This window comes from uncultured Pseudoteredinibacter sp., assembly GCF_947502065.1.
Lineage (GTDB): Bacteria > Pseudomonadota > Gammaproteobacteria > Pseudomonadales > Cellvibrionaceae > Pseudoteredinibacter.
On sequence record NZ_CANMYE010000015.1, the window covers coordinates 17,975 to 41,208 of the forward strand.

Here is a 23,234-nt window from a genome sequence, read left to right on the forward strand (position 1 = left end):
TCGCTTGTTTTTGAAATGATTAGACGAAGCTATTTAACTTAGCGCGCTTAAATACTTACAGCGCCAATAACTTTTCTACGGTAGTTTTTAGCACAGCTCCCTTGCTACTGCCATCACCATCAATAGTAATATCTGCATAACGGCGGTATAACTCGGTACGTTCGGCAAAGACATCCTCAAAGCTCTGGTCTTCTCGACGGGCTATACCGCGACTCTCATAGTTATGGATACGCCTGCGCAACTCGATTAGGCTTGCCTCTAAATAGACAATAGGCCCCAAGGTTGCCAAGTGTTTCATTGCGGCTTCGCAATAAACTGCACTTCCGCCGGTAGCAATCACATGGTTATGGTAGTGGGCATGTTGAATGACATCGGATTCGATATCACGAAGATGGAGGTAGCCCCCCTCATTCATAATCTCCTGTAGAGTGGCATTTTCGCGAGACTGAATAAGAATATCGGTATCGATAAAATCTTTGGCCAGCTCTTTAGCCAACATCACACCAATGGTGCTTTTACCAGCACCTGGCATACCAATTAAAATAACACTCTTACCGTCCAGCATAATGACCTCTTTGTGACTTTCTGACCCAAATAAAACAAGGTAAGAAGCAATTATGCCAGAGCATGTCGCCTAAGAGCTAACTCTTAGGCAGCTATCAATTCTAAGCAATAGCTAGCTATATTCATGGTAATTAACACCCGGCAAAACACAGAGCATTTCGTACAATAAATTGGCAGCGACTACAGAGGTGTTATGAGTCGTGTCGTAAGGCGGCGAAACTTCTACCAAATCACCACCGACAACATTTAAACCTTTGCAACCACGTACAATTTCCAAGCCCTGATGAACCGTAAGCCCGCCCACCTCCGCTGTACCCGTACCCGGCGCATAGGCCGGATCCAAACCATCAATATCAAAACTGATATAAACCGGACCATCACCCAACTGCTCGCGTACCTCAGCCATCAATGGTTCAAGGCTTTTGTGCCAACATTCTTCAGCCTGAACCACACGGAAACCTTGATCACGCGACCATTGATACTCATCAGGTGAATAGCCAGTTCCACGCAAACCGATCTGAACCACTCGCTCGCCGTCTAGCAGCCCTTCCTCCATAGCTCGCCTAAAAGGTGTGCCGTGGGCGATTTTCTCACCAAACATATGGTCATTAATATCGGCATGGGCATCAACATGAACCAAACCAACAGGGCCATGCTTTTTTTTCAGAGCTCGTAAAATAGGCAAAGCGATAGTGTGATCGCCCCCCATGGTAAGCGGCATAATATTTTTAGCCATCACCTCATCGTAAAACTCTTCGATAATGGCGATGCTCTTTTGCAAATTAAAGGTGTTAATGGGCACATCACCGCTATCGGCAATGGTAAGGCTATCGAAGGGCGCCGCACCTGTAGATACATTAAATGGGCGCAGCATACGCGATTCATCGCGAATCTCACGCGGCCCCAAGCGAGCCCCCGGGCGATTGGAGGTGCCGATATCAAACGGCACCCCCAGGAAAGCCACATCCAGATGCTCGTCCAAATCCACGGCGGGCAAGCGCATAAACGTCGCTGGGCCCCCAAAGCGGGGCATATCGTTACCACCTAGTGGCTCGTATAAAACCTTATCCGTCATAAATCACCTTTTCAGTTAAAGCCATTCTTGTTTTGCTCAGTTTAACCGAGACATAAATTCGATAAAGACCTACAATAAAACCTTTAGGTTGAAAATTTCAAACTAACTGAATGCCTGTCTAGTAGCAAATAGAGGAGAGCAATCGCGAGAATTTCGCGGTTGCAGCTTATTTATGAATGCCGATATTAAACTGCTTAGAATATTTGTAACCGTCGTTGATAACGGCGGCTTTGCAGCGGCCGAGCGCGAGCTAAACCTAGCCAGATCAACCATCAGTAATCATATGGCCGAATTAGAGCATAGGCTGGGCACTACCCTGTGCCGTCGCGGGCGAGCGGGCTTTGCACTCACCGCGGCTGGCGAATCTGTCTATCGAGAAGCCTTAAACTTGCTGGCAAGCGCCGAGGCCTTTGATCGCCATATCGATAGCCTCAAGCATTCATCGCTTAGCGGTGAACTTAAGCTTGCTATTACCGACGGGACTTTAAATGATAAGAATCTAAAGCTGCATGCTTGCCTTGCACGCTTTCGAGAGCTGGCGCCCGATGTATTCTTAAACTTGAGCAACGCAAGTCAAATTGATATAGAAACAGCTTTGGCTAAAAAAGAGATAGACTTAGGCATCATTGCCCATCACCGCAGCCTACCAGATTTCAAATACCACCATCTCTACCAAGAGCAGCACTTTCTATTTTGCGCCAGCAATCACGCTTTCTATGAAATTGCAGATAAAAATATCACTGAAGCAATGCTGGCCGAACAAGCTTTTGTGCACGCCGACTATCAACTAAATCCAGAGATTCAAAAGCTCACCCATAACTTCAATGGTCGAGCCAGTGCTGGGCATATGGAAGCTAGAGCACAGCTAATCTTATCAGGGGCTTTTATCGGCTTTTTACCTGAACATTTTGCTGCCCCCTTGGTTGCTGCGGGAAAAATTCGTACACTAAAAGCCCGCAGCAAATCTTATCGCAGCGACATTAGTGCGGTACACCGCAAAGATGCCATCAGCGATCGCCTGCTAACCTTATTTCTAGCCCAACTGAAAGAGCAACACCATGTCACTGCAACGCAAAATTAACGATGTTGACGTTCGCCTGCTAAGAATTTTCAAGGCCGTCGCTGAGTGCGGTGGCTTTAGTGCGGCAGAAACCGAGTTAAACATTGCCCGCTCTACAATCAGTACCCATATGGCTGATTTAGAGGCGCGCTTAGGTTTAATTTTATGTCGTCGTGGACGCAGCGGCTTTGCGCTAACTGACGATGGCAAGCAGGTTTATCAAGCTTGCCTGCAACTATTATCGGCTCTTGAGGGTTTTCGAAGTCAAATCAGCGCCCTGCATAACCAGTTAAGTGGCGAACTCAAAATCCTTTGCAGTGATGCCATTCTTGGTGATAAAGAGAACTTTTTATTAACCGAAGTTTTACGACGTTTTGCAGAACAAGCACCTGATGTAGAAATTTCTATCGCCACCGAAGTGCTACCTGAAATCGAGCGGGCCTTATTGGCTGGCCGAGCCGACATCGGCTTTATACCCTGCCACCGAGAGCTTGGCTCGGTTAGCTATTTGCCCTTGTATAAAGAACAATATCAACTTTATTGCGGTAAAGAACACGCTTTGTTTAACACATCGAGTGAAGACATTAATGCTGAGCTCATTAAGCAACAACGCTTTGTTCATCCCGGCATCCAGACCAATCCACAAGCCAGCCAAGTAATTAATAAATTACAGCGTCGCGCTACGGCTTATCATTACGAAGCACGTTTAGCTCTTTTGCAAACTGGTTTGTACATCGGCTACTTCCCTGAGTACTATGCCAATGAACTGGTTGCAAAAGGCGAACTAAAGAAGCTTGCTGCTGAGCGCTTTCACTACCATGCAAATATTGCTGCTTGCTTTAAACACAATAGCGGTAACAAAGCACTGTCTGTATTTTGTCAGCATTTGAAAGAAGCATACAATCTCGCTGAGTAAGGGCGAAGCTACCCGAGCTTTCAAACCCTGCTTGTCAAGAAAACGAATAACTAACTGGAAACAAAAAAGCCCGGCACTAAAGCTAGCACCGGGCTTTTAATTGTATTTAGGTTTTCTAAGTCGTATTTACTTATCAATTCCACCCATACACATATATTTCAGCTCTAGATAGTCATCCATACCGTACTTGGAGCCTTCACGGCCTGAGCCCGATTCCTTAACACCACCAAACGGTGCCATTTCATTAGAGATAATACCTTCGTTGATGCCAACAATACCGTATTCCAAGCCTTCACCTACACGCCATACACGACCAATATCGCGAGTATAGAAGTAAGCTGCAAGGCCAAACTCAGTATCGTTAGCCATCGCGATGGCTTCTTCTTCGGTGCTGAACTTAAAGATAGGGGCAACCGGGCCAAAAATTTCTTCACTGAAGACGCGCATATCCTGACTAACAGCCGTTAAAATAGTTGGCTCGTAATAGCAGTCACCCAGATCCGAGCGTTTACCACCGGCTGCTAAAGTTGCACCTTTTTCAACGGCATCTTGCACCATAGCATCAACATCGTTTACAGCCTTGGCATTCACCAATGGCCCCATGGTCACACCTTCGCTAAAACCATCACCAACACTAAAATCAGAAACAGCCGCTGCCAACTTCTCAACGAAAGCATCGTAGACACCTTCTTGAACCAACATACGATTAGAACAAACACAGGTTTGGCCAGCGTTGCGATATTTAGAAGCAACCGCACCAGCTACCGCAGCATCAAGATCGGCATCATCAAAAACAATAAACGGTGCATTTCCTCCAAGCTCCATGGATGTCTTCTTAACCGTAGCGGCGCACTGCTCCATCAAAACTTTACCCACTGGCGTTGAGCCTGTGAAGGTCACCTTCTTCACAATGGGATTGCCTGTCATCTCGCCACCAATAGCGCGCGAGCTGGAACCCACCACCATGTTCATTACACCAGCAGGGACACCGGCCTCTTCAGCCAATACACATAGCGCTAATGCAGAAAGCGGAGTTTCAGTTGCAGGTTTACCCACCACCGTACAGCCCGCGGCAATCGCTGGGGCTACCTTGCGGGTAATCATGGCGTTCGGAAAGTTCCAAGGAGTAATCGAAGCAACAACGCCCACTGGCTGTTTGATAACCACAATGCGCTTATCGCCAGAAGGCGCCGGGATAACATCACCATCCACACGTTTGGCTTCTTCGGCAAACCACTCCATATAAGAGGCACCATAAGCAATCTCGCCCATGGATTCAGCCAAAGGCTTACCTTGCTCTGCCGTTAGGATCTTGGCCAGGTCTTCTTGGTTGGCCATAATTAGGTCGTACCAAGTGCGCAACACTTTGGCGCGCTCTTTACAGCTGGTCTTTTGCCAAGCCTTCATAGCTTCTTCGGCACACTCGATAGCGCGACGGGTTTCCACCTCACTTAAGCTGGCGACCGTGGCTACAACATCACCACTGGAAGGATTTCGAACTTCAACGGTGGCGCCATTATCGGCATCTACCCACTGGCCATTAATATAAGATTGGGTACGCAGTAAATCGGGACGCTTGAGATCAAGCATAGGTGTCTCCTTAAAGTTGCTGAGTGTCGGCAAAGCCGTACTACTATAATAGGCAATTTCAGCATAACGGGAGGCTTAAACCGCCAATCCCGCAGAGATTTTGCTAATTTGTGAAGATAAGCCTAGTTTGCACCAAAGCCTATGTTCGTAAAAGTCTAATTTATTAGACTTAAGGTTATAAAACCTCAACCTAAGCATTCCTTTACAGCCTAACCCACATTAACAACAGAAAAAACTATCAAGTGGATATATTTAATTAATTTTAACTAAATCACTACTTTACTTATAGTTAACCCACTGATGAGTTACAAAGATTGAGTAACAGCCACTAAGGGGAATGACCATGAGCCAGACCAAAAGCCAAGCCATTAATATTGGTATTAACGATCAAGATCGTGCCGCTATCGCTAAAGGTTTAAGCCACTTGCTAGCCGATAGCTACACCCTGTATCTGCAAACACACAACTTCCACTGGAACGTTACAGGTCCGCAGTTTCGTGAACTGCACCTAATGTTCGAAGAGCATTACACCGAGTTGGCCACTGCGGTCGATGAGATTGCCGAGCGGATTCGTACCCTTGGCTACCCTGCGCCAGGTACCTATAAGGCCTTCGCTGAACTGAGCTCTATAAAAGAGGTAGATGGCGTACCTGCAGCCGGTGATATGCTGGTGCTATTAACCGAAGCTCACGAACAAGTGGTAAGAACATGTCGCGAGGTTTTGGTGCAAGCCCAAGAAGCCGATGACGAATCAAGCGCCTCACTGATCTCTGATCGCATGGTTATTCATGAGAAAACCGCTTGGATGCTGCGCAGCATGCTGTAAAAACACAAGCCCCCTCTTTTGGGGGCTTTGCTAACAGCAGCTCCCACCACTCTCCAAAAATTCAGTTCTAAGTTAGCGGCCAATAGCTACAATACTCTAGAGTGTTCTAATAGACGGAGCTTGTTAATAGACAATACTTGCTAATCAATAAGATTCACCTATAACTATTAACAAGGAGTATTTTTTACTGCCCTACTCTTCAGTCTCATTTGGCATTAGCTTGCCGTACTGCAGGTGAACGTTTTTGTGAGAAAAAAGACAGTAGCTTTATACCTAAACAAGCTCTTCAATCTGCTTTTCCTGCTGACCTTTTCGCCGCTACTTTCTGCCGACAGCATTAGTTTTGGTGTTTTTCATGCTCCACCATGGGGAATGGAAAAAAATGGCAGTGTGCAAGGCATTACCATCGACCATATCCGAGCGATAACGGACAGTGCCGGCCTTGAAGCTGAATTCAGCGTAGTGCCTTATCCAAGAATGATAAAACAGTTAGAACAGGGCAATATCGATTGCGCCATTGCTACCCGACATACATCATCTAGTAAAAACGTTATCTACCTGGCGTCACTTTACGAGCTGGATGTATCAGTTATTAGCCGCAAGGAAGATAAATATACATCTGATCAGCATTTAAGTAGTGCCAAGAAAAATCCGGTAGTAGGATTTGCAAATGGCACAGAGCATTTTCACCCGAAACTATTCAACAGCAATAAAACAAGCTTGCAGCTTGTAAAAGGTCATGCCCAAGCGCCCATTATGCTTACTAGAAAACGGGTGGATGCTTTTGTCGGAGTAGAACGCCTCTTACTTCATGAGCTGCGACAAAGTAATTTGTTAGATGATGTCTATTTTCCTGGCTACAGGGTCAACAAACTGCAAATGTGGCTACAGTGCTCTGAGCATTCAGAAAGTGCTCAAAGGCTTTCAGCGCGGCTTTTGTCAGCCATCAAAACACTTAAAGACAATGGCACTATCATAGATATCGTCGACCTATGGATACCTAAACTTAAGCTAGGTGAAGAAACCCCATAGAAACGACTTTCGAACACAGCGCGTCAAAAGAACAATTAAGCGCTAGAAATTATATTTCACTTCTAAACCTAAGGTTCTTGGCCTAACCACGGTATAATCAACAGGATTTTGAGAATCAGCAATAATATCAACAACAGCCAGATCGTTTAGCACATTGTTGACAAATAACTTTGCCTCCCAGTGATCATCACCGCTTATGGCAGACCGAATATTCATCAAACTGTATCCACCAATATTGTAATTATAGGGGTTTCGAGCATTTCCTTCCGTAGTCGACTCCCCCACATAAGCAATATCCGCACTTAGAGCAACATCAAAAGCAGAGCCCAGTGCTTGCGGCCATTCATAGTTAACGGAAAACGCCGCTGATAGCTTTGGGACGGCCGGAACCTTATCGCCAGTTTGCAATGGTGTACCAATTAATGGCGCACCACCCAGAGTGATTTGGGGTTGGTCTTTAGTAATTCTCACATCAGTATAGGCTCCAGACAAAGCGACCGATAAATTACTGGTAATCATGGCTGTCAGCTGTAACTCAAGACCTTTTAAGCGAGCCTCCCCGCCGTTAGTTACAAAATTAAAGATGCCGGTAACATTATCCGATTGAACAATCTGAATATCTTGCCAATCTGAAATGTACAAAGCACCATTTAATAATAAACGCCGATCCAAGCAAGCCGTTTTCCAACCTAACTCATAATTAAACAAGCTATCTGGCTTGTAGTCTTTTGGTATAGGAGCAAAGGGAGTCACTTGGTTAATCCCCCCAACTCTGAACCCTTCCGAATAAGTTAAATAGAGCAGAGCATCATCACTATAGTGATAAGATAATGCCAATTTACTTGTGAATCGATGGCTATTTATTTCAGAGCGCTGTACTTCACCCGCACCAATAGTGCCTATTCCTTTGATAGATTGCTCGAGGTTTATTTGAGTCGATTGGAAATAACGCCCCCCAAGTAGCAGTGCTAACTTTTCAGTAAGGTCTATGTTAATCTCACCGAAAATTGCCAACTGATCAAGCTCTCCACTGACAGTTCGCCCGAAGATTGCATTTCCGGGCACACCAGCACCTGGGCCAAATAGCCCTTCAGTATTAGGATCAAATTTGCTGCGTCGACCCGAACTGCTGGGTACCGCTATTTCCACATCAAAATCTGAATCCTCCTGTTGATAATAAGCCCCCAATAAAAAATTAAAAGGCCCACTATAAACAGAAGCTAAACGTAACTCATTACTCCAAAGATGTTTCTTTTGCGGGAATGCGGCGATCGAAACGACCCCCTGATTAAATACTGAAAATATAGTAGCCGCACCATCAAAAGTGTATAGGCTTTCTCGTTTCAGCAAGCTAGACACCGCTGTAAGCTTATATGAATCCCAATCCCAATCAGCGCTAAAACTATAGATATCCACATCATCTAACCAAGGCTGAATAACATAGTCGTTATTCAGAAACTCTCCACCTGGCAGATTGCTGAGATCGCCACCGGGTAATACTTGAGGAGGCTTTGCGGGAACTGTCACAGCAGGAAGTAGTGAGAATCTTGAAACATCGTCCACATCCGTCGTTTGTTTCAAGCCCATAAACTTTAAAGTCAGCTGCTCATCAACTAAATAACGCAACTGAACTCGAAGACCTTGAGTTTTCTCTGAATTAGCATCTTCAATGTCATAGCGTACTTGATCGATATAGCCACCAATATCTTCGTGCCAGGCCACAAGGCGAACGGCAAGCCTATCCTCTATTAATGGTACATTGACCATAGCATTGACTTGATAGCTGGCCGCTCCTCCGTCCGTGTTTTCAAGCGAGCTCACTAGGTAGCTGCTAGGCTCAGAAAAATCCGCCTCCTTAGAAACTATCTTTACCGTTCCCGCCATGGAGTTAGCGCCATATAAAGTTCCTTGTGGCCCTTTTAAGACTTCTATCCGCTCTATATCGTATAGCTTTATTTCAACATTTCGGCCGCCACCTCATTGGTTGTATTATTGGCCGTTAGTACTGCCTCATTGAAATAAACACCGACAGGAGAAGCGGCACGTGAACTTACACCTCTAATAATATATTGCTTATCCCCGGGGCCGTTATCGCGAAACTCTAATCCAGGAATGGCGTAGGCCCAATCAGAGAATTCTCTCACACCTTTAAGATTTAAATCTTCTTCAGACAGCGCCTCAATAGCTAGGGGAGTATCTTGCACATTTGACTCGCCACGCTTTGTTGCCGTTACAACAATTTCCTCAATAACATTGTCTGTTGCAGCGTTTGAGTAGGGCGCTGGAGCTGCAATACCAAGAAACACGCTAAGAGGAAGTGGTAATTTTGAATTCATAAGACATCTACGACGATATACCCGATAAAACATGAACTCGTATTACTAGGACCTCGCTGAATAATGCCCTTGAGTCTCGGGCCTTAGATTCTTGACCAGTCTGCTAATCACCTAGTATACGAATACCCATTAACGAAACAACAAGCTCTACTCAAACTCTAGTATAGGATTTTTTATCCGCTTTCACTTGGCTTTACCTCGCTATATCCTTAGCAGCTGTAAAAGTTGATATTCAATCAGATGCTGATATTGGGTAAGATGCGAATTGAAGCAAGTAGCTTAACTAAGAGACCGCTCAATGGAACAAAAGCGCTTAAGTGCATTACTGGTGGACTACAAAACCTGGGCAGACGCATTAACGTTAAAAGTTCTATCTCGCCTACCTGACGCAGCTTTAGTGCAGAATCAGAACATCATATTTGGCAATATTCTCAACACGATCAATCATGTTTACAGAATAGATTTGATCTGGCGGGGGCATTTAGAACGCAAGCCCCTCAGCTTTGACTCGAAAACCCCCTCTAGCCCCGATAGCATCAACACACTACAAGACAAAATGTTTGAGCTAAACCAGTGGTTTTGCAGCTATGAAGAGGCTTTAAATGAGGAACAATTAAAAGAAGTTCTTAGCTTCAGTTTTCTTAACGGCGAGAAAAGTGCGATGACAAGAGAGGCGATGCTACTTCACATCTCGAATCATTCCACTTATCACAGAGGGCATATTGCCGATATGCTATATAACCTCGGTGAAAAACCACCAGCCACCGATCTACCAGTTTATATTCAAAGCACCCAATGAAAGATATTAGCCTCCAGTTGCCAATGGGCTATTCGATTACACCGCTCGCTTTGAGGCGCGCCAACTCTTCAACACCTATACCTAACTGCTGAAGTACCTCATCATTATGCTCACCTAACTCGGGCCCGACCCACTCGGTGCTTCCAGGGGTACGATCAAGCTTTGGCAATATGGCTGGAATATCTAGGGGTTTGCCGTCGATTTCCACTCGCTCAAACATTCCACGTGCTTGATAGTGTGGATCTTCAAGCATATCTTCTACGTTGTAGATTGGGCCCGCGGGAACTCGCTGCTCTGCCATTACTGCTAACACGTCATTGATCGGCCTTGCTGAACACCAGCCCGATAGAATTTGATCAATTTCGTCTTCATGCTCTACTCGGCCAGCGTTATTCGCAAGGCGCGAATCTGCTGCCAAATCAGGGTGACCAATACCGCTCATCAAGCGCTTAAATATAGAATCGCCATTGCCGCCGATAACGACAAACTTGCCATCTGCGCAGCGGTAGGTATTAGTAGGTACGATGCCTGTTACCGTAGTGCCGGAAGCTTCTCGCACTTTACTTGCGCCGGAGTATTCTGGCACTACGGCTTCCAACAAATTGAACATAGCTTCATACAAGGCAACATCTATCGTTTGCCCCTCGCCTGACTTCTGTCTCTCGATCAAAGCCAAAGCAATACCGAGTGCAGCATGAATACCCGCTATGGTATCGCCAATACTTAAATTAGGCCGCACCGGCGCTTCACCAGGGAAGCCATTGACATGACGAAAACCAGAATAAGCTTCACACACCGATGCAAAGCCTGGCTTTTTTGCATTGGGGCCATTTTGCCCATAACCTGAAATGCGAGCATAAACCAAGGCTGGATTAAACTGCTTAACGTCTTCAGGCCCTAAATCCCAGTCTTCCATTACACCGGGGCGAAAGTTCTCCACTAGCACATCAGCATCTTTCAGGAGCTCTTTTAACAAAGCCTGCCCTTCGCTTTGTTTTAGATCGACACAAATGCTCTTTTTATTACGCGCTAGGCTGTACCACCAATAAGAGGTGCCGTTATTTAATTCTCGCCAGCCACGAATAGGGTCACCACCAGGCGGCTCCACCTTGATAACCTCCGCACCAAAATAAGCTAACATGGAGCCAGCGAAAGGACCTGCCAAAAGCTGCCCCACCTCGATTACTTTTATGCCTGCTAATGGCTTGCTCATATGCTTACTCCAATCTAGCGGTACTGTATGAGAATTATCAGTCGGGATGAAAACGTACAATCAATTATTCAGCGTTTTAGCTGAATTGACTCATGCCCTAATATGCTTAGCAAAGGGTTTTTCCTGTGCACCCAGCCTTTTAATAGTATTGCGAACAACAAACCAGCCGAGAAACCTGCAATATGCGCAGCGTAGTCCATACCATCATCAAAAAATAATAAGCCAGCAACATTTATTCCCAGCCACAAGGCAAAAAACCATATCACCGAGAGTTTTTTCTGATAAACAATAAACATAAAACTTAAGCTGGCATGGCGAAACCAAACCATATACATAGCGAACAAGCCAGCAATCGCGCCGCTCGCGCCTAAAGAAGGTATATCAGAGCCGTATCGCCACATCATCGTTCCTAGCGACGCTAAGACACCGCATGTTAAATAGAGTAGCAAATATGGAATATGCCCGAGAGCATCCTCTAGGTTGTCCCCAATAATAGCCAAAAAATACATATTTCCTACGATATGAAATACAGAGCCATGTAGGAACACACAGCTCAACAGTGTCCACCACTGACCTTCGGCTGCCACTATAGATGGGGTCATTCCGAACTGAGTTATTACCCAGTTATAGCTGTCATCGTTAAAGAAATAGGCCAAGAAAATAGCAATATTTAAGGCCAGCAGCGTGTAATTCACATAAGGTGTTTTTTTCGCCTTGATATTAAATTCAACGGGCAACTGAGAGAGCAGCTGAAAAAAATACGTCTTCCAACTTAGCCCCTTGTTAAGTTCTTTAAGATGCGTGTCAAGCTCAGGACTTTGCTCTACCGGTGGCAATTCCCCCCGATCCAGCCAGCTGCCATTACACTCAATACATATATCTATCTCTAAGTGAAAATGCTCCAGCAAATGATGTCTTTGCATATTTACCTGGCAACTCGGGCAATCAATTTCAGAGTTCCCTAAGCTTTCACCAAAACTCTCACTGAAACAGCCCAAATCAACATCGGGGTTCTTAGAGCGAATAACAGCATTGACCTCGTCTTTATCAAACCACAAACCGCCACAAAGGCGGCACAAGTCCAGCTCTTGTTGTTCATAGCGATGCTGTATCAATGTTTCATCGATACAGCGGGGACATTTTTTATGGGCCATAGCGATCTCTATTGCTATTTTGGGTGGCTAATTTGGAGGAGCTATATTGAGTTGTCATGTGGGCCTGCTCTTTATAGCTTTTATTTTATTAGCGCTTTTCTTTGCTAGCCGTTTTTACTCTACCGCTAGAACTACCTTACCTATCAGCGCATTAGATTCCATTAATTGATGGGCCTCAGCGACATCCTGAATGGAAAACTCTTTAGCCAGCAGAGGTTTAAACTTGCCAGCTTCTATCAATGGCCAAACGGTTTCTTTTAAACTTTTAGCAATCGCGGCTTTCTCTTGATCCGTCTGAGGACGCAAGGTTGATCCCGTTAGGCTTAAGCGTTTAGCCATCACCGGTCGAAAGTCAAGCTCAGCTTTCGCACCGCGTAAGAATGCAATACTAACAATACGACCATCTTTAGCCGCCATGGTCATATTTTTTTGAATATAATCGCCGCCAACCATATCCAATATGACATCAATGCCCTTAGCTTCACTGGCCTCTTTTGAAAGTTCGACGAAATCATCATCTTGATAATTCCAAACGACATCAGCGCCCAACTTTAAACAAGCTTGTTTTTTCTCTTCACTGCCTACAGTGGCAAACACTTTAGCCCCCAATGCTTTCGCCATTTGAATGGCCGTAGTACCGATCCCGCTGGCGCCACCGTGAACCAGAAAATTCTCACCGGCTTGTAAGCGCCCGCGATCAAAAACATTGGTCCATACGGTAAAGCAGGTTTCCGGCAAAGCAGCGGCCTCTGCCATGCTTAAGCCCTCTGGCACCGGCAAACACTGCTCAGCTGGCACGGCAACATGTTGAGCATAAGCACCACCATTACACAGCGCACAAACCTTATCACCAAGCTGCCAGCCTGTTACTCCTTCACCCATGGCAATAATTTCACCTGAGGCTTCCAAGCCCATAATTGGGCTCGCACCTGGCGGAGGCGGATACAGGCCAAGACGCTGAAACACATCTGGACGGTTCACACCTGCATAAGCAACCTTGATTAAAACTTCACCGGCCTTTGGGCTGACATCCTCAATCTCTTGCCAAACCATGTTTTCTGCTGCGCCAGCTTCTGTTAAGCCTATGCCCCATATACTCATCATCTACTCCTATTGAGAGGTTTTCGCCTTTGCTGTTTACCCTAATTTTACGGGGCTTATAATGTTGCAGCAAAGGATCTCCAAAAATACCTCTAATGTATAACATAGCCTAAAGGAAAACTACGATGCTCAGCGATGTACTGCACAGCACGGCCGCTTTGTTTATCGAATATGCCGCCTTGTTACTACTGCTTGCACTAATAACGTTAATTGGTGTAATTGTTTATATGTATTGGGTGGATGTTAATCAAACCCGCCACGCGATACGCCGCAACTATCCAGTGATCGGTCGCTTTAGATATTGGTTTGAACATCTAGGTGAGTTTTTTCGCCAGTATTTCTTCGCTATGGATAGAGAAGAGCTGCCTTTCAATCGGGCTCAGCGCACATGGGTTTATCAAGCCGCCAAAAATATTGATACCACAACGGCCTTTGGCTCTACCCGCCCACTAAACCAAGCGGGTGACATCGTATTTCTTAATGCCCTATTCCCGAAACTAAAACATCAGTTTAGTGATGCCGCCCCGGTTATATTTGGCGAAGGTTACGCCAGACAAGCCTATGCGGCGAATAGCGTATTCAATATTTCCGCAATGAGTTTTGGCTCATTATCTTCAGTCGCTGTTACGGCTTTATCCAACGGTGCCCAGAAAGCTGGGATTTGGATGAATACCGGAGAAGGCGGCCTATCGCCCTATCACCTTAGTGGTGGTTGCGATATCGTGTTTCAAATTGGCACCGCCAAGTATGGTGTGCGTGATGAGCAAGGCAATTTGAGTGACGATAAATTACGAGAAGTAGCTGCCCACCCAGAAGTTAAAATGATCGAACTAAAACTCGCCCAGGGTGCCAAGCCAGGTAAAGGTGGTATTTTACCGGCCGAGAAAGTAACGGCCGAAATTGCTGCCATCCGAGGGATAAAAGAAGGCCAAGCATCGCTTAGTCCTAATGGCCATCTTGATATTGAAAGCCTTGAGCAGCTACTGGATAAAATACACCATATTCGCGAGATCAGTGGCTTGCCTGTAGGTTTCAAAGCCGTCATAGGCCAGAGCCATTGGTTAGGAGAGCTATGCGAGCTGATTCATCAAAAGGGCCTTGAATACGCCCCCGATTTTATCACCATCGATAGTGGTGATGGTGGCACAGGTGCCGCTCCACAATCATTAATCGACTTTATGGGCCTACCAATAAAGCGTAGCTTGCCATTACTCATCGATACCTTAGTGGAATATGGTTTGCGCGATAGAATTCGTGTGATTACTTCTGGCAAGCTAATTAACCCCGCCAATGTGGCCTGGGCCTTGTGTATCGGTGCCGATGTTGCTGTATCCGCCCGTGGCTTTATGTTCTCTTTGGGCTGCATTCAAGCGCTACAGTGCAATAAAAATACTTGCCCAACCGGCATCACCACCCACGACAAAGAACTACAACATGGACTCGACCCCATAAACAAAGCGGAGCGAGTCGCTCATTTTGCTAAGAATATGTTGAAGGAGCTAGATGTAATAGCGCATTCTTGCGGAGTGGAAAATGTTCGGCATTTAAACCGTAGCCATGCTCAAATAATCAATGAACATGGCCTGCCAGAGCCTATGGCGTTAGTTTTCCCTGAAGCTAAAGCAAAGACAGAATTTCAAAAACACTAGGGTATAAACTCGAGCCCAGTTGTTAATAATGATTAATTACAGCAACTGGGCTTATATACTCTCTAAGGCGCTAGGCGTCGAATACCCCAGCTGCCTTTTTCTGCTTTTCGATACTCAAAGCGATCGTGCAAGCGATTAGCGCCACCCTGCCAAAATTCGATTCGCTCGGGCACAATTCTATAGCCGCCCCAAAAATTGGGCAGTGGAATTTTCCCCGCGGTAAACTTTTCCTTCATTGAAGCAAATTGTTGCATTAGCAGATGTCTTGAAGAAACGGGGCGACTTTGCTCGGAGGCCCAAGCAGCCAGCTGGCTTTCCTCTGGGCGGGACAAAAAGTATTTCAACGATTCTTGCTGACTGACTTTCTCTGCGCGCCCAGCTATCTTTACTTGGCGCTCTAATGCGTGCCAAGGAAAGTGCAAGCTAACCCTTGGGTTTTGTGAAATTTCCTCCGCTTTGCGAGAGCCATAATTGGTATAAAACACAAAGCCCTCTTCGCTAACACCTTTAAGCAAAACAATACGCTGGCTGGGCTGACCTTCAGCATCTACTGTGGCCACTGTCATTGCCGTTGGATCTTTAAGCCCAGCATCAACAGCTTGCTTTAGCCAATGTTCAAATTGCGCAATGGGGCAATCCTTAAGCTGATTACGGTTTAAGCCCCCTTGCAGGTACTCTCGTCTTACTTGGTCAATGGATAATTCTGCCATTGTATTCCTCGCCCCAGCTCTTCTAAAATCACTATCGTAACAGTTAGATTATAAACCAGTGCCACCCTAATTGGGGTAGCTAAGATCAAGTAGAGCCCCATGTCGAAATTCAGACCAATATTCACCAAATTAGACCAGAGCAATCCGTTATGAATTGTGCCAGCGTCATATTATGCGGTGGCCAAGGGCGACGGATGAAACAGGCCTATGACAACAAGGCACTGGCCCAATACCGGGGCCGCAGCCTCTTGGAGCATGCACTGCAAAAGCAAATGAATGGCAATGTCTTGCTGAGCTGCGGCCCCAAACCTTTTAGCGCGGAGATAGAAAACGCACTTAAAACCATAATTCAGCAAGCGCCACTGAAGCCCACACTGCTTTATGATGGTAGCACCGAACATCAAGGTCCTTTAGCCGGAATATTAAGTGCTTTAGAGTTTTGCACCCTTAAACGGCCAGACATTGACGCACTGCTAGTATCCCCAATCGACACCCCCAGACAAACACCCTCACTGAACAAGCAGCTTTTAAAGGAAGCGGAGCTAGGCAATTCTGAGCAGCGCAGCAATATCATACTGGCCGAATGTGCGGGCCGTACGCACCCCCTGCATAGCTTATGGCCCTTAAGCTGCCTTACTGAGTTAAAAACCTACCTTGAATCTGGCGAGCGACGCGTTATGGGCTTTATCCGCCAATGGGGTTATCGCAGCGTAAACTTCGATAATGCTGAAAGCTTTAAAAATATCAATAGCCCTGAAGACCTCCTTTAAGCTGGATTAACAAATTTTGACCATTTCGACACTGGCAGCCGAGGTTACTTGGGTTAATATCAAGCTATGACACTTAGCGACTCTTTTGGCAGACAGATTGATTACTTGCGGCTTTCCCTAACGGATCGCTGTGATTTTCGCTGTGTCTACTGTATGGCAGAGGATATGGAGTTCTTACCCAGAGCCCAAGTACTAAGCCTAGAAGAATGCGAAACCCTTGTAGAAACCTTTGTACAACTAGGGATAAAAAAGGTTCGCCTGACCGGCGGAGAGCCCTTGATCCGCAACGGAGTAGTTGATTTAGTTCGACGCTTAAAGCAAATACCAGGCTTAGAAGAGTTACTGCTGACCACCAACGGCTCGCGCCTAGAAGAACTGGCGCCCGCCTTAAAAGCAGCCGGCCTTGACCGTATCAATGTCAGTTTGGATACCTTAGATGCAGGCCGATTCAAAGCCTTAAGCCGTACCGGCAAGCTCGAAAAGGTGCTAGCAGGCTTACAAGCGGCCAAAGCCGCCGGCTTTGAGCGCATTAAACTCAACAGCGTTATTCTGAAAAACCGCAACGCCGACGAACTTGAAAATTTAGTAGAGTTTGCCCTGCAAAAGCGCTTTGATATTTCTTTTATTGAAGCTATGCCACTGGGCCATATTGACGATCACCAGCGTAGCGAAGAGTTTATCAGCTCTGCAGATATTCAAGATGTTTTGCAAAAACGCTGGCAGCTAAAAAACAGCAATTACAGCACAGGCGGCCCGTCGCGTTATTGGCAGATAAATGACAGCCAAATCGGCTTTATTTCCCCCCATAGCGATAATTTTTGCGCCAGCTGTAATCGTATACGCGTAACCGCAGAAGGGCGCTTATTATTGTGCCTTGGCAATGAGCACTCACTCGATTTAAAAGCCATAATGCGGCGCTACCCTGGCGAAACACAGCGTCTAAAAAACAGCATTATCGACGCAATGGGTAATAAGCCAGAGCGTCACCACTTCGACATTAATGAGACTCAAATCGTCCGCTTTATGAATACCACTGGCGGTTGATTTGGTCGTTGAGGATTTTTCATGAGCAAACCAAGCCCGAGCGACACCGCTATTCCATTGCGCATTGCCGTATTGACCGTTTCCGACACCCGCGATAGCAGCAACGATACTTCTGGCGATTTATTAGTAGAACTGCTGGAAAAAGCCGGCCACAACTTGCAAAGCAGAGATTTAGTAAAAGATGATATTTACCAAATTCGTGCCGTTTGCTCCCAGTGGATTGTTGACCCCGAAGTTCAAGTAATTTTAATTACCGGTGGCACAGGGTTTTCAGGTCGTGACAGCACTCCAGAAGCCGTACGTCCGCTATTGGATAAAGAAGTGATCGGTTTTGGCGAAATGTTCCGCTACATTTCTTTAGAACAAGTTGGTAGCTCCACCATTCAATCTCGGGCCATGGCTGGGCTCGTGAATAAAACCCTTATCTTTTGCTTACCGGGCTCCAATAATGCCTGCCGCACTGCTTGGGACGGAATTTTACTAGAGCAACTAGACAGCCGCCAAAGACCATGCAACTTTGTAGGTCTATTAAGCTAAGTACGACGGTGAACCAAAACCCAAACTCATAACAGATAGCCAAAGACAGGAGACCACGGTGAATTTAAATCAAGTTACCATTGACGCTCACGATTTAGCGGCCTCGGTCGCCTTTTATCAACTGCTCGGCTTAAATCTTATTGTCGATACCGATCACTACGCCCGCTTTGAATGCCCAAATGGCGAGGCTACATTTTCATTGCATAAAGTCGATGCAAAGCCCCCAGCCAATGGCAATGTCATTTACTTTGAGAGCGACAAGCTCGACGAGGAATATCAACGCCTCAGCGCTGCTGGCATCGAGTTCACCCAAGCCCCTAAAGACGAGCGCTGGCTGTGGCGCGAAGCGCGCTTATTCGACCCTAGCGGCAATCATATTTGTCTATTTTGGGGTGGAGAGAATCGCAAAAATCCTCCCTGGCGCGTAAACTAGCCCCAAGCAAGAAACCCATTTTCTAGATTTAGAGATAAGCATGGACAAACAAAGCCAAACCGAACTTGAAGCGGCGACTTTTCGACGCCTATTGAAACACCTAGATGAACGCAAAGACGTTCAAAATATCGACCTTATGATTCTCGCGGGCTTTTGCCGTAATTGCCTAGGCAAATGGTATAAAGCGGCAGCCGATGAGCAAGGCATTGAATTGGACGCCGAACAAGCACGAGACATTGTTTACGGTATGCCCTATGCTGAATGGAAGGACAAGCACCAAAAAGAGGCCACCCCAGAACAATTAGAGGCCTTTGCTAAACTGCAAAATAAGTAAGCCGCTGTCTCACTATTTACTGGGTCACCAATTAAGGAAGTTGCATGCCACGCGTTCGAGTCACCGATCTTTTTATCTACCCGGTTAAATCACTGCGTGGCATCGCCTTAAGTCAGTCGAGCCTTAGCTATACAGGCCTTTTACACGATCGTCGCTGGATGATTGTTAGGGCCGATAATGGCCAGTTTGTCACTCAGCGACAACTGCCCCAAATGGCCTTAATCGCCACAGCCCTCGACGAATATCATCTTCACCTTAAAAGCCCAGAACTGATGCCTTCTGCGCCTACTGTTAAAATCCCAATTGAACTACCTGATGGCCAAGAGATGAAGGCCCAGGTATGGCGTGACGAGTGCCGAGTGGTAGATGCTGGTGATGAAGTAGGCCATTGGCTCAGCCAAGCCCTAGCGAGCCCAAAGCCTTTACGCCTTGTCGCAATGGCTCCAGACTTCAAACGCCTGCAAAGCCAAGCCCATCGCTTTGGTGATCAAGCGGCGATATTTGCCGACGCAGCGCCCTTTCTTTTTGCCAACCGCGATTCACTGGAAGTGCTAAATCAGCGCCTCGTCGCAGAAGATAAACCCACAGCGGTCATCGAGCAATTTCGCCCCAATATTGTCGTTGCAGGGCTAGAGCCCTTTAGCGAACATGATTACAAACGTATTCACAGCTCCGGCGGAGAATACACCTTGCAACTACATGATCGCTGTGAGCGTTGCAGCATGATCAGCGTAAACCCCAAAACCGGCGAGCGCTACCCGGAGCAGGAACCCTACAAAACCCTAGCACTCTATAACGCCATGCCCGACAAACCCCAGGCCGCCGCCTTTGGTGAAAACGCCAGCTTAATGCGTGGTGATGGGCAAAATATCGGTGTTGGTGACTGGTTATCGATCGATCGAGAACTGGAAGATTAACCTACCCTATTAGGGTATATACGCCCCCAACAATCTATCGTACTGTGCCTGCTAAAGTGATCATAGCTGCCCAATTGCTGTGCATAGCGAGAAGCTTTGCTACACAGTGCGGCGCCGTCTAGACGAGGAGTATTTGATGAGCAAATTACACGATAAGTTTTATATCAATGGCCAGTGGCAAGATGCCAAAGGCCAAGGCCGTCACGATGTGATTCACCCTGCCACCGAAGAAGTGGTTGCTACCGTTGCCTTGGGTAATCAAGAAGACGTTGATAGCGCAGTCACTGCAGCGCGTGCCGCCTTCGATAGCTGGAGCACCAGCAGTGCTGATTTTCGCGCTGACTTGATCCGTAAAGCTGCTGCACGCTTGCGTGAGCGTCGTGAAGATTTAATCGCCGCAGTTTCACAATCCATGGGCTGCCCTCCTCACATTACTCCTTGGCTACAAATTGACGGGCCTATCGGCGGCTTTGAAGGCTATGCTGATCGCTGTGCCGATATGGAAAAAGCCAAAGAAGTGAACAACTCCTTGGTAGTTAAAGAGGCCGCTGGCGTATGCGGCTTTATCAATCCGTGGAACTACCCTCTTAATCAGTTAATTGGCAAAATTGCTCCCGCACTTGCCGCCGGCTGTACCATGGTAGTTAAGCCATCCGAGCAAACCCCACTTCAAGATATCATTGTGGCTGAAGTGCTAGATGAAGTGGGCTTCCCAGCAGGCGTGTTCAACCTTGTTATTGGTCTTGGCCATGAAGTAGGGGCTGCGCTATCTAGCCACCCTGAAGTAGATGTCGTTTCTTTCACTGGCTCTACTCGTGCAGGTATCTTGGTTGCTGAAGCTGCAGCACCAACGGTTAAACGCGTAACTCAAGAGCTAGGCGGCAAGTCAGCTTTCATCATTACAGATGATGCTGATCTTGACGCTGCGGTTAAGTGTGGCGTAAACGATGTAATGATCAACACCGGTCAGACCTGCATCGCTCTTACCCGCATGCTAGTGCCGGCCAGCAAATACGATGAAGCAGCCGAAATCGCGAAAGCATATACCGAGTCGCTTAGCGTTGGCTATGAAGGTGAAGAAGTTTTTGTAGGCCCTATGTCATCTGCTCGCCAGAAGGATACAGTACAACGCTATATCGAAATTGGCATGGAAGAAGCTACCTTACTAACCGGCGGCTTAGGCGCACCGGAAGGCTTGGAAACAGGCTTTTATGTTAAGCCAACAATTTTCCGCGACGTTAACAACGATATGCGTATCGCACGTGAGGAAATTTTTGGGCCAGTACTGGTAATGATTCCATACAATGATTTGGATGAAGCTGTCGCTATTGCCAATGATACGCCGTACGGTCTATCCAGCGGTGTCTACGCCAAGACCAAGGAGGATGGCTTGGCGATTGCTCGTCGCTTACGCGCTGGACAATGCTATGTAAACGGTGGTGATTACAACTACGATGCACCATTTGGTGGCTACAAGCAGTCTGGTAATGGTCGCGAGTGGGGCGATGAAGGCCTACACGAGTTTGTGGAAATCAAAGCAATTCAGTTGTAAATCCCCTCTCAACCTAAGCTAAGTATTTGCTTATCAGAAAGCCGGTGTTAGTAATAACATCGGCTTTTTTGTACTTTTGACCTTTTAGATTATTTTAATTGAGGGCTTCGAGCCGGCCTTACTTTGGAATTGCCCAGAAAAACGCGCCGTAAACCCATGGATTCTCACCATCCAGGTGCTCAGCCTTCGGCCAAGCCCAAATTCGCTCCAAGCGAATTGGTCCTGGGGGCTCCCCAAAAGCGTCCTTGCTTTTGAGGGTTTTTCTGGGCAATTCCAAAGCAAGACCTAACTACTTTCCCACTACAAACTCGTAAACCTCCTCAGAGGCTCCTTGGCCGCATATATTTTTATACTTTACTCTTAAAGTTACCTAACTACCGGATACGCAGTTAATTCAGCTTGTAGGTCAAAGGTTTCTTGCAAAACCCTCAAAAGCAGGGACGCTTTTGGGGAGCCCCCAGGGATGGGTTCACGGCGAGTTTTGCAAGAAACCTTTGACCTACATGCGGCTCGAAGCAACCAATGCAGGGCCACATACAATCATAATTTAAAGCTTAATTGATCCGCCTAAAGGCAAGTCTTGATCAGCAATGTTAAAATCACCCCATTTAAAGCTGATTAGAAAAGGGGAACGGACTATGCATCATACGCTTGTGATTTATGCTGGCGGCACAATAGGAATGGCCCCCGGCCCGAACGGCCTTGCTCCGAACGCTGAGCTAGAAAGCAATTTACGTCACGCATTGGCGGCCCATGAACAAATGGCTGATTTCGACTTTGTAAGCATGAGCCCACTGATCGACAGCTCAGACGCCACCCCTAGCGATTGGCAGCGTTTAGCCGGCACCATCAAAGCCAATAGCAACTACAAGGCTTACATCATCCTCCATGGCACCGATACCATGGCCTTCGCGGCAGCGGCACTATCTTTTATGTTCGCAGGCAGCCCTAAAACCATCATCTTCACAGGCTCACAGGTACCTCTATTGCTACCAGAGAACGATGCCGTAGATAACTTTATGGGTGCCTTGCGCAGCCGTGATGGTGGTTATCAAGGGGTTAGCCTTTATTTCGGTGGCCAATTACTGGAAGCCAATCGCTGCCACAAGGCCAGCAGCCAGGATTTTCATGCCTTTGTAAATGGCAATGGCAAAGGCACAAAGCCAGCTACAGCCTTTGTTTATGACGGCCAGATCACCCCAGAACAGCATGGTAGCGTAGGATTGATATACTTCTACCCAGGCATCAGCGCCGCAAGCGTCCAACAAGCATTGTCCTCTAAAGACCTAAAATTAGTTTTGTTGCTAAGCTTTGGGGCAGGTAATATACCTGCCGCTGACTCTGCCCTAGTCGCCGCATTAGCTGAAGCCAAAGAGCGAGGCATCTGTCTTTTCAATATCAGCCAGTGTCGCCACGGCGGAGTGCAACAAGACAATTATGCGACTGGCAGCGTATTGAGCCGCGCAGGCGTAAGGCACGCTAGCGACATCAATCTCGAGGCCGCCTTTGCTAAAGCCCATGTGCTTATCGCTCAAGGTTTACAAGGCCCAGCCTTAGCCGATGCAATGTGTGAAAACCTTGCCGGAGAGATTGGCGGCAATAGCCAAGAATGAATTTTTAAA

The 23,234-nt window shown here is 46.7% G+C and carries 23 protein-coding genes and 1 pseudogene; 14 read left to right on the forward strand and 10 right to left on the reverse strand.

Translation table 11 applies throughout. The features are described from left to right. Positions 1-55 precede the first annotated feature (55 nt). The gene (locus Q1A41_RS19570) at positions 56-565 is read right to left on the reverse strand and encodes a shikimate kinase (RefSeq protein ID WP_299982651.1); all 510 of its coding nucleotides are present in this window, start codon (positions 563-565) and stop codon (positions 56-58) included. 111 nt (positions 566-676) lie between these two features. Beyond that, a complete protein-coding gene (speB, locus tag Q1A41_RS19575) occupies positions 677-1,639 on the reverse strand; it encodes an agmatinase (RefSeq protein WP_299982654.1) in 963 nt (320 codons plus the stop codon). Between the two features lie 172 nt (positions 1,640-1,811). Between speB and Q1A41_RS19580 the strand changes: the two genes are divergently transcribed. Beyond that, the gene (locus Q1A41_RS19580) at positions 1,812-2,720 is read left to right on the forward strand and encodes a LysR family transcriptional regulator (RefSeq protein ID WP_299982657.1); all 909 of its coding nucleotides are present in this window, start codon (positions 1,812-1,814) and stop codon (positions 2,718-2,720) included. Then, positions 2,698-3,615 carry a LysR family transcriptional regulator gene (locus Q1A41_RS19585; RefSeq protein WP_299982660.1) on the forward strand — a complete coding sequence of 306 codons (918 nt, stop codon included), beginning with the start codon at positions 2,698-2,700 and terminating at the stop codon, positions 3,613-3,615. Before Q1A41_RS19580 ends, Q1A41_RS19585 begins: the two co-directional genes overlap by 23 nt. Before the next feature lie 126 nt (positions 3,616-3,741). On the opposite strand, the gene Q1A41_RS19590 is transcribed toward Q1A41_RS19585, so the two are convergent. Beyond that, positions 3,742-5,205 (reverse strand): NAD-dependent succinate-semialdehyde dehydrogenase, encoded by a 1,464-nt coding sequence (locus Q1A41_RS19590; RefSeq protein WP_299982663.1) that lies wholly within the window; start codon positions 5,203-5,205, stop codon positions 3,742-3,744. Between the two features lie 343 nt (positions 5,206-5,548). On the opposite strand from Q1A41_RS19590, the gene Q1A41_RS19595 reads away from it, so the two are divergent. Next, entirely contained in the window at positions 5,549-6,031 is a 483-nt protein-coding gene (locus tag Q1A41_RS19595; protein ID WP_299982666.1) for a Dps family protein, read from the forward strand. Positions 6,032-6,277: 246 nt separating this feature from the next. Further along, positions 6,278-7,063, forward strand: a complete 786-nt coding sequence (locus tag Q1A41_RS19600) for a transporter substrate-binding domain-containing protein (protein WP_299982668.1) — start codon at positions 6,278-6,280, stop codon at positions 7,061-7,063. Positions 7,064-7,105: 42 nt separating this feature from the next. Here the strand turns inward: Q1A41_RS19600 and Q1A41_RS19605 are convergent, their stop codons facing one another. The 3 genes and pseudogenes from Q1A41_RS19605 to Q1A41_RS19610 all read right to left on the reverse strand — a co-directional run bounded on the left by Q1A41_RS19605 (position 7,106) and on the right by Q1A41_RS19610 (position 9,399). After that, positions 7,106-8,947, reverse strand: coding sequence for a TonB-dependent receptor (locus tag Q1A41_RS19605; protein ID WP_299982671.1), 1,842 nt, complete (start codon positions 8,945-8,947; stop codon positions 7,106-7,108). A 27-nt stretch (positions 8,948-8,974) separates the two neighbouring features. Continuing rightward, positions 8,975-9,019, reverse strand: a pseudogene (locus Q1A41_RS20430) (hypothetical protein); the annotation flags it as partial. Beyond that, a complete protein-coding gene (locus tag Q1A41_RS19610) occupies positions 9,016-9,399 on the reverse strand; it encodes a TonB-dependent receptor plug domain-containing protein (RefSeq protein ID WP_299982674.1) in 384 nt (127 codons plus the stop codon). The pseudogene Q1A41_RS20430 and the gene Q1A41_RS19610, both read right to left, overlap by 4 nt. Before the next feature lie 298 nt (positions 9,400-9,697). On the opposite strand from Q1A41_RS19610, the gene Q1A41_RS19615 reads away from it, so the two are divergent. Continuing rightward, positions 9,698-10,198, forward strand: coding sequence for a DinB family protein (locus Q1A41_RS19615; RefSeq protein ID WP_299982677.1), 501 nt, complete (start codon positions 9,698-9,700; stop codon positions 10,196-10,198). A gap of 28 nt (positions 10,199-10,226) precedes the next feature. Here Q1A41_RS19615 and Q1A41_RS19620 read toward each other — a convergent pair whose 3' ends face one another. The 3 genes from Q1A41_RS19620 to Q1A41_RS19630 all read right to left on the reverse strand — a co-directional run bounded on the left by Q1A41_RS19620 (position 10,227) and on the right by Q1A41_RS19630 (position 13,666). Further along, positions 10,227-11,411, reverse strand: a complete 1,185-nt coding sequence (locus Q1A41_RS19620; RefSeq protein ID WP_299982680.1) for a CaiB/BaiF CoA-transferase family protein — start codon at positions 11,409-11,411, stop codon at positions 10,227-10,229. A gap of 68 nt (positions 11,412-11,479) precedes the next feature. After that, positions 11,480-12,565 carry a rhomboid family intramembrane serine protease gene (locus tag Q1A41_RS19625; RefSeq protein ID WP_299982683.1) on the reverse strand — a complete coding sequence of 362 codons (1,086 nt, stop codon included), beginning with the start codon at positions 12,563-12,565 and terminating at the stop codon, positions 11,480-11,482. Positions 12,566-12,679: 114 nt separating this feature from the next. Further along, positions 12,680-13,666, reverse strand: a complete 987-nt coding sequence (locus Q1A41_RS19630) for an NAD(P)H-quinone oxidoreductase (protein ID WP_299982686.1) — start codon at positions 13,664-13,666, stop codon at positions 12,680-12,682. 125 nt (positions 13,667-13,791) lie between these two features. Here Q1A41_RS19630 and Q1A41_RS19635 point away from each other — a divergent pair, with 125 nt between their 5' ends. Continuing rightward, positions 13,792-15,315, forward strand: coding sequence for an FMN-binding glutamate synthase family protein (locus Q1A41_RS19635; RefSeq protein ID WP_299982689.1), 1,524 nt, complete (start codon positions 13,792-13,794; stop codon positions 15,313-15,315). Positions 15,316-15,377: 62 nt separating this feature from the next. On the opposite strand, the gene pdxH is transcribed toward Q1A41_RS19635, so the two are convergent. Next, the gene (pdxH, locus tag Q1A41_RS19640) at positions 15,378-16,025 is read right to left on the reverse strand and encodes a pyridoxamine 5'-phosphate oxidase (RefSeq protein WP_299982692.1); all 648 of its coding nucleotides are present in this window, start codon (positions 16,023-16,025) and stop codon (positions 15,378-15,380) included. Between the two features lie 149 nt (positions 16,026-16,174). Here pdxH and Q1A41_RS19645 point away from each other — a divergent pair, with 149 nt between their 5' ends. The 8 genes from Q1A41_RS19645 (at position 16,175) to Q1A41_RS19680 (ending at position 23,225) form a co-directional block, all read left to right on the forward strand. Then, positions 16,175-16,795: a molybdenum cofactor guanylyltransferase gene (locus tag Q1A41_RS19645; protein WP_299982694.1), complete on the forward strand. Its 621-nt coding sequence runs from the start codon at positions 16,175-16,177 to the stop codon at positions 16,793-16,795. A 66-nt stretch (positions 16,796-16,861) separates the two neighbouring features. Then, positions 16,862-17,839 carry a GTP 3',8-cyclase MoaA gene (gene moaA, locus Q1A41_RS19650; protein WP_299982697.1) on the forward strand — a complete coding sequence of 326 codons (978 nt, stop codon included), beginning with the start codon at positions 16,862-16,864 and terminating at the stop codon, positions 17,837-17,839. 21 nt (positions 17,840-17,860) lie between these two features. Beyond that, a complete protein-coding gene (gene moaB, locus Q1A41_RS19655) occupies positions 17,861-18,376 on the forward strand; it encodes a molybdenum cofactor biosynthesis protein B (RefSeq protein WP_299982700.1) in 516 nt (171 codons plus the stop codon). Between the two features lie 58 nt (positions 18,377-18,434). After that, entirely contained in the window at positions 18,435-18,809 is a 375-nt protein-coding gene (locus Q1A41_RS19660) for a VOC family protein (protein WP_299982703.1), read from the forward strand. A gap of 40 nt (positions 18,810-18,849) precedes the next feature. After that, entirely contained in the window at positions 18,850-19,143 is a 294-nt protein-coding gene (locus tag Q1A41_RS19665) for a DUF1244 domain-containing protein (RefSeq protein ID WP_299982706.1), read from the forward strand. A gap of 44 nt (positions 19,144-19,187) precedes the next feature. After that, positions 19,188-20,060 carry an MOSC N-terminal beta barrel domain-containing protein gene (locus Q1A41_RS19670; RefSeq protein WP_299982709.1) on the forward strand — a complete coding sequence of 291 codons (873 nt, stop codon included), beginning with the start codon at positions 19,188-19,190 and terminating at the stop codon, positions 20,058-20,060. Positions 20,061-20,196: 136 nt separating this feature from the next. Further along, the gene (locus tag Q1A41_RS19675; protein ID WP_299982712.1) at positions 20,197-21,612 is read left to right on the forward strand and encodes an aldehyde dehydrogenase family protein; all 1,416 of its coding nucleotides are present in this window, start codon (positions 20,197-20,199) and stop codon (positions 21,610-21,612) included. A gap of 638 nt (positions 21,613-22,250) precedes the next feature. Then, complete coding sequence (locus Q1A41_RS19680) at positions 22,251-23,225, forward strand: asparaginase (RefSeq protein ID WP_299982715.1); 975 nt, start codon at positions 22,251-22,253, stop codon at positions 23,223-23,225. The last annotated feature ends 9 nt before the right edge of the window (positions 23,226-23,234 follow it).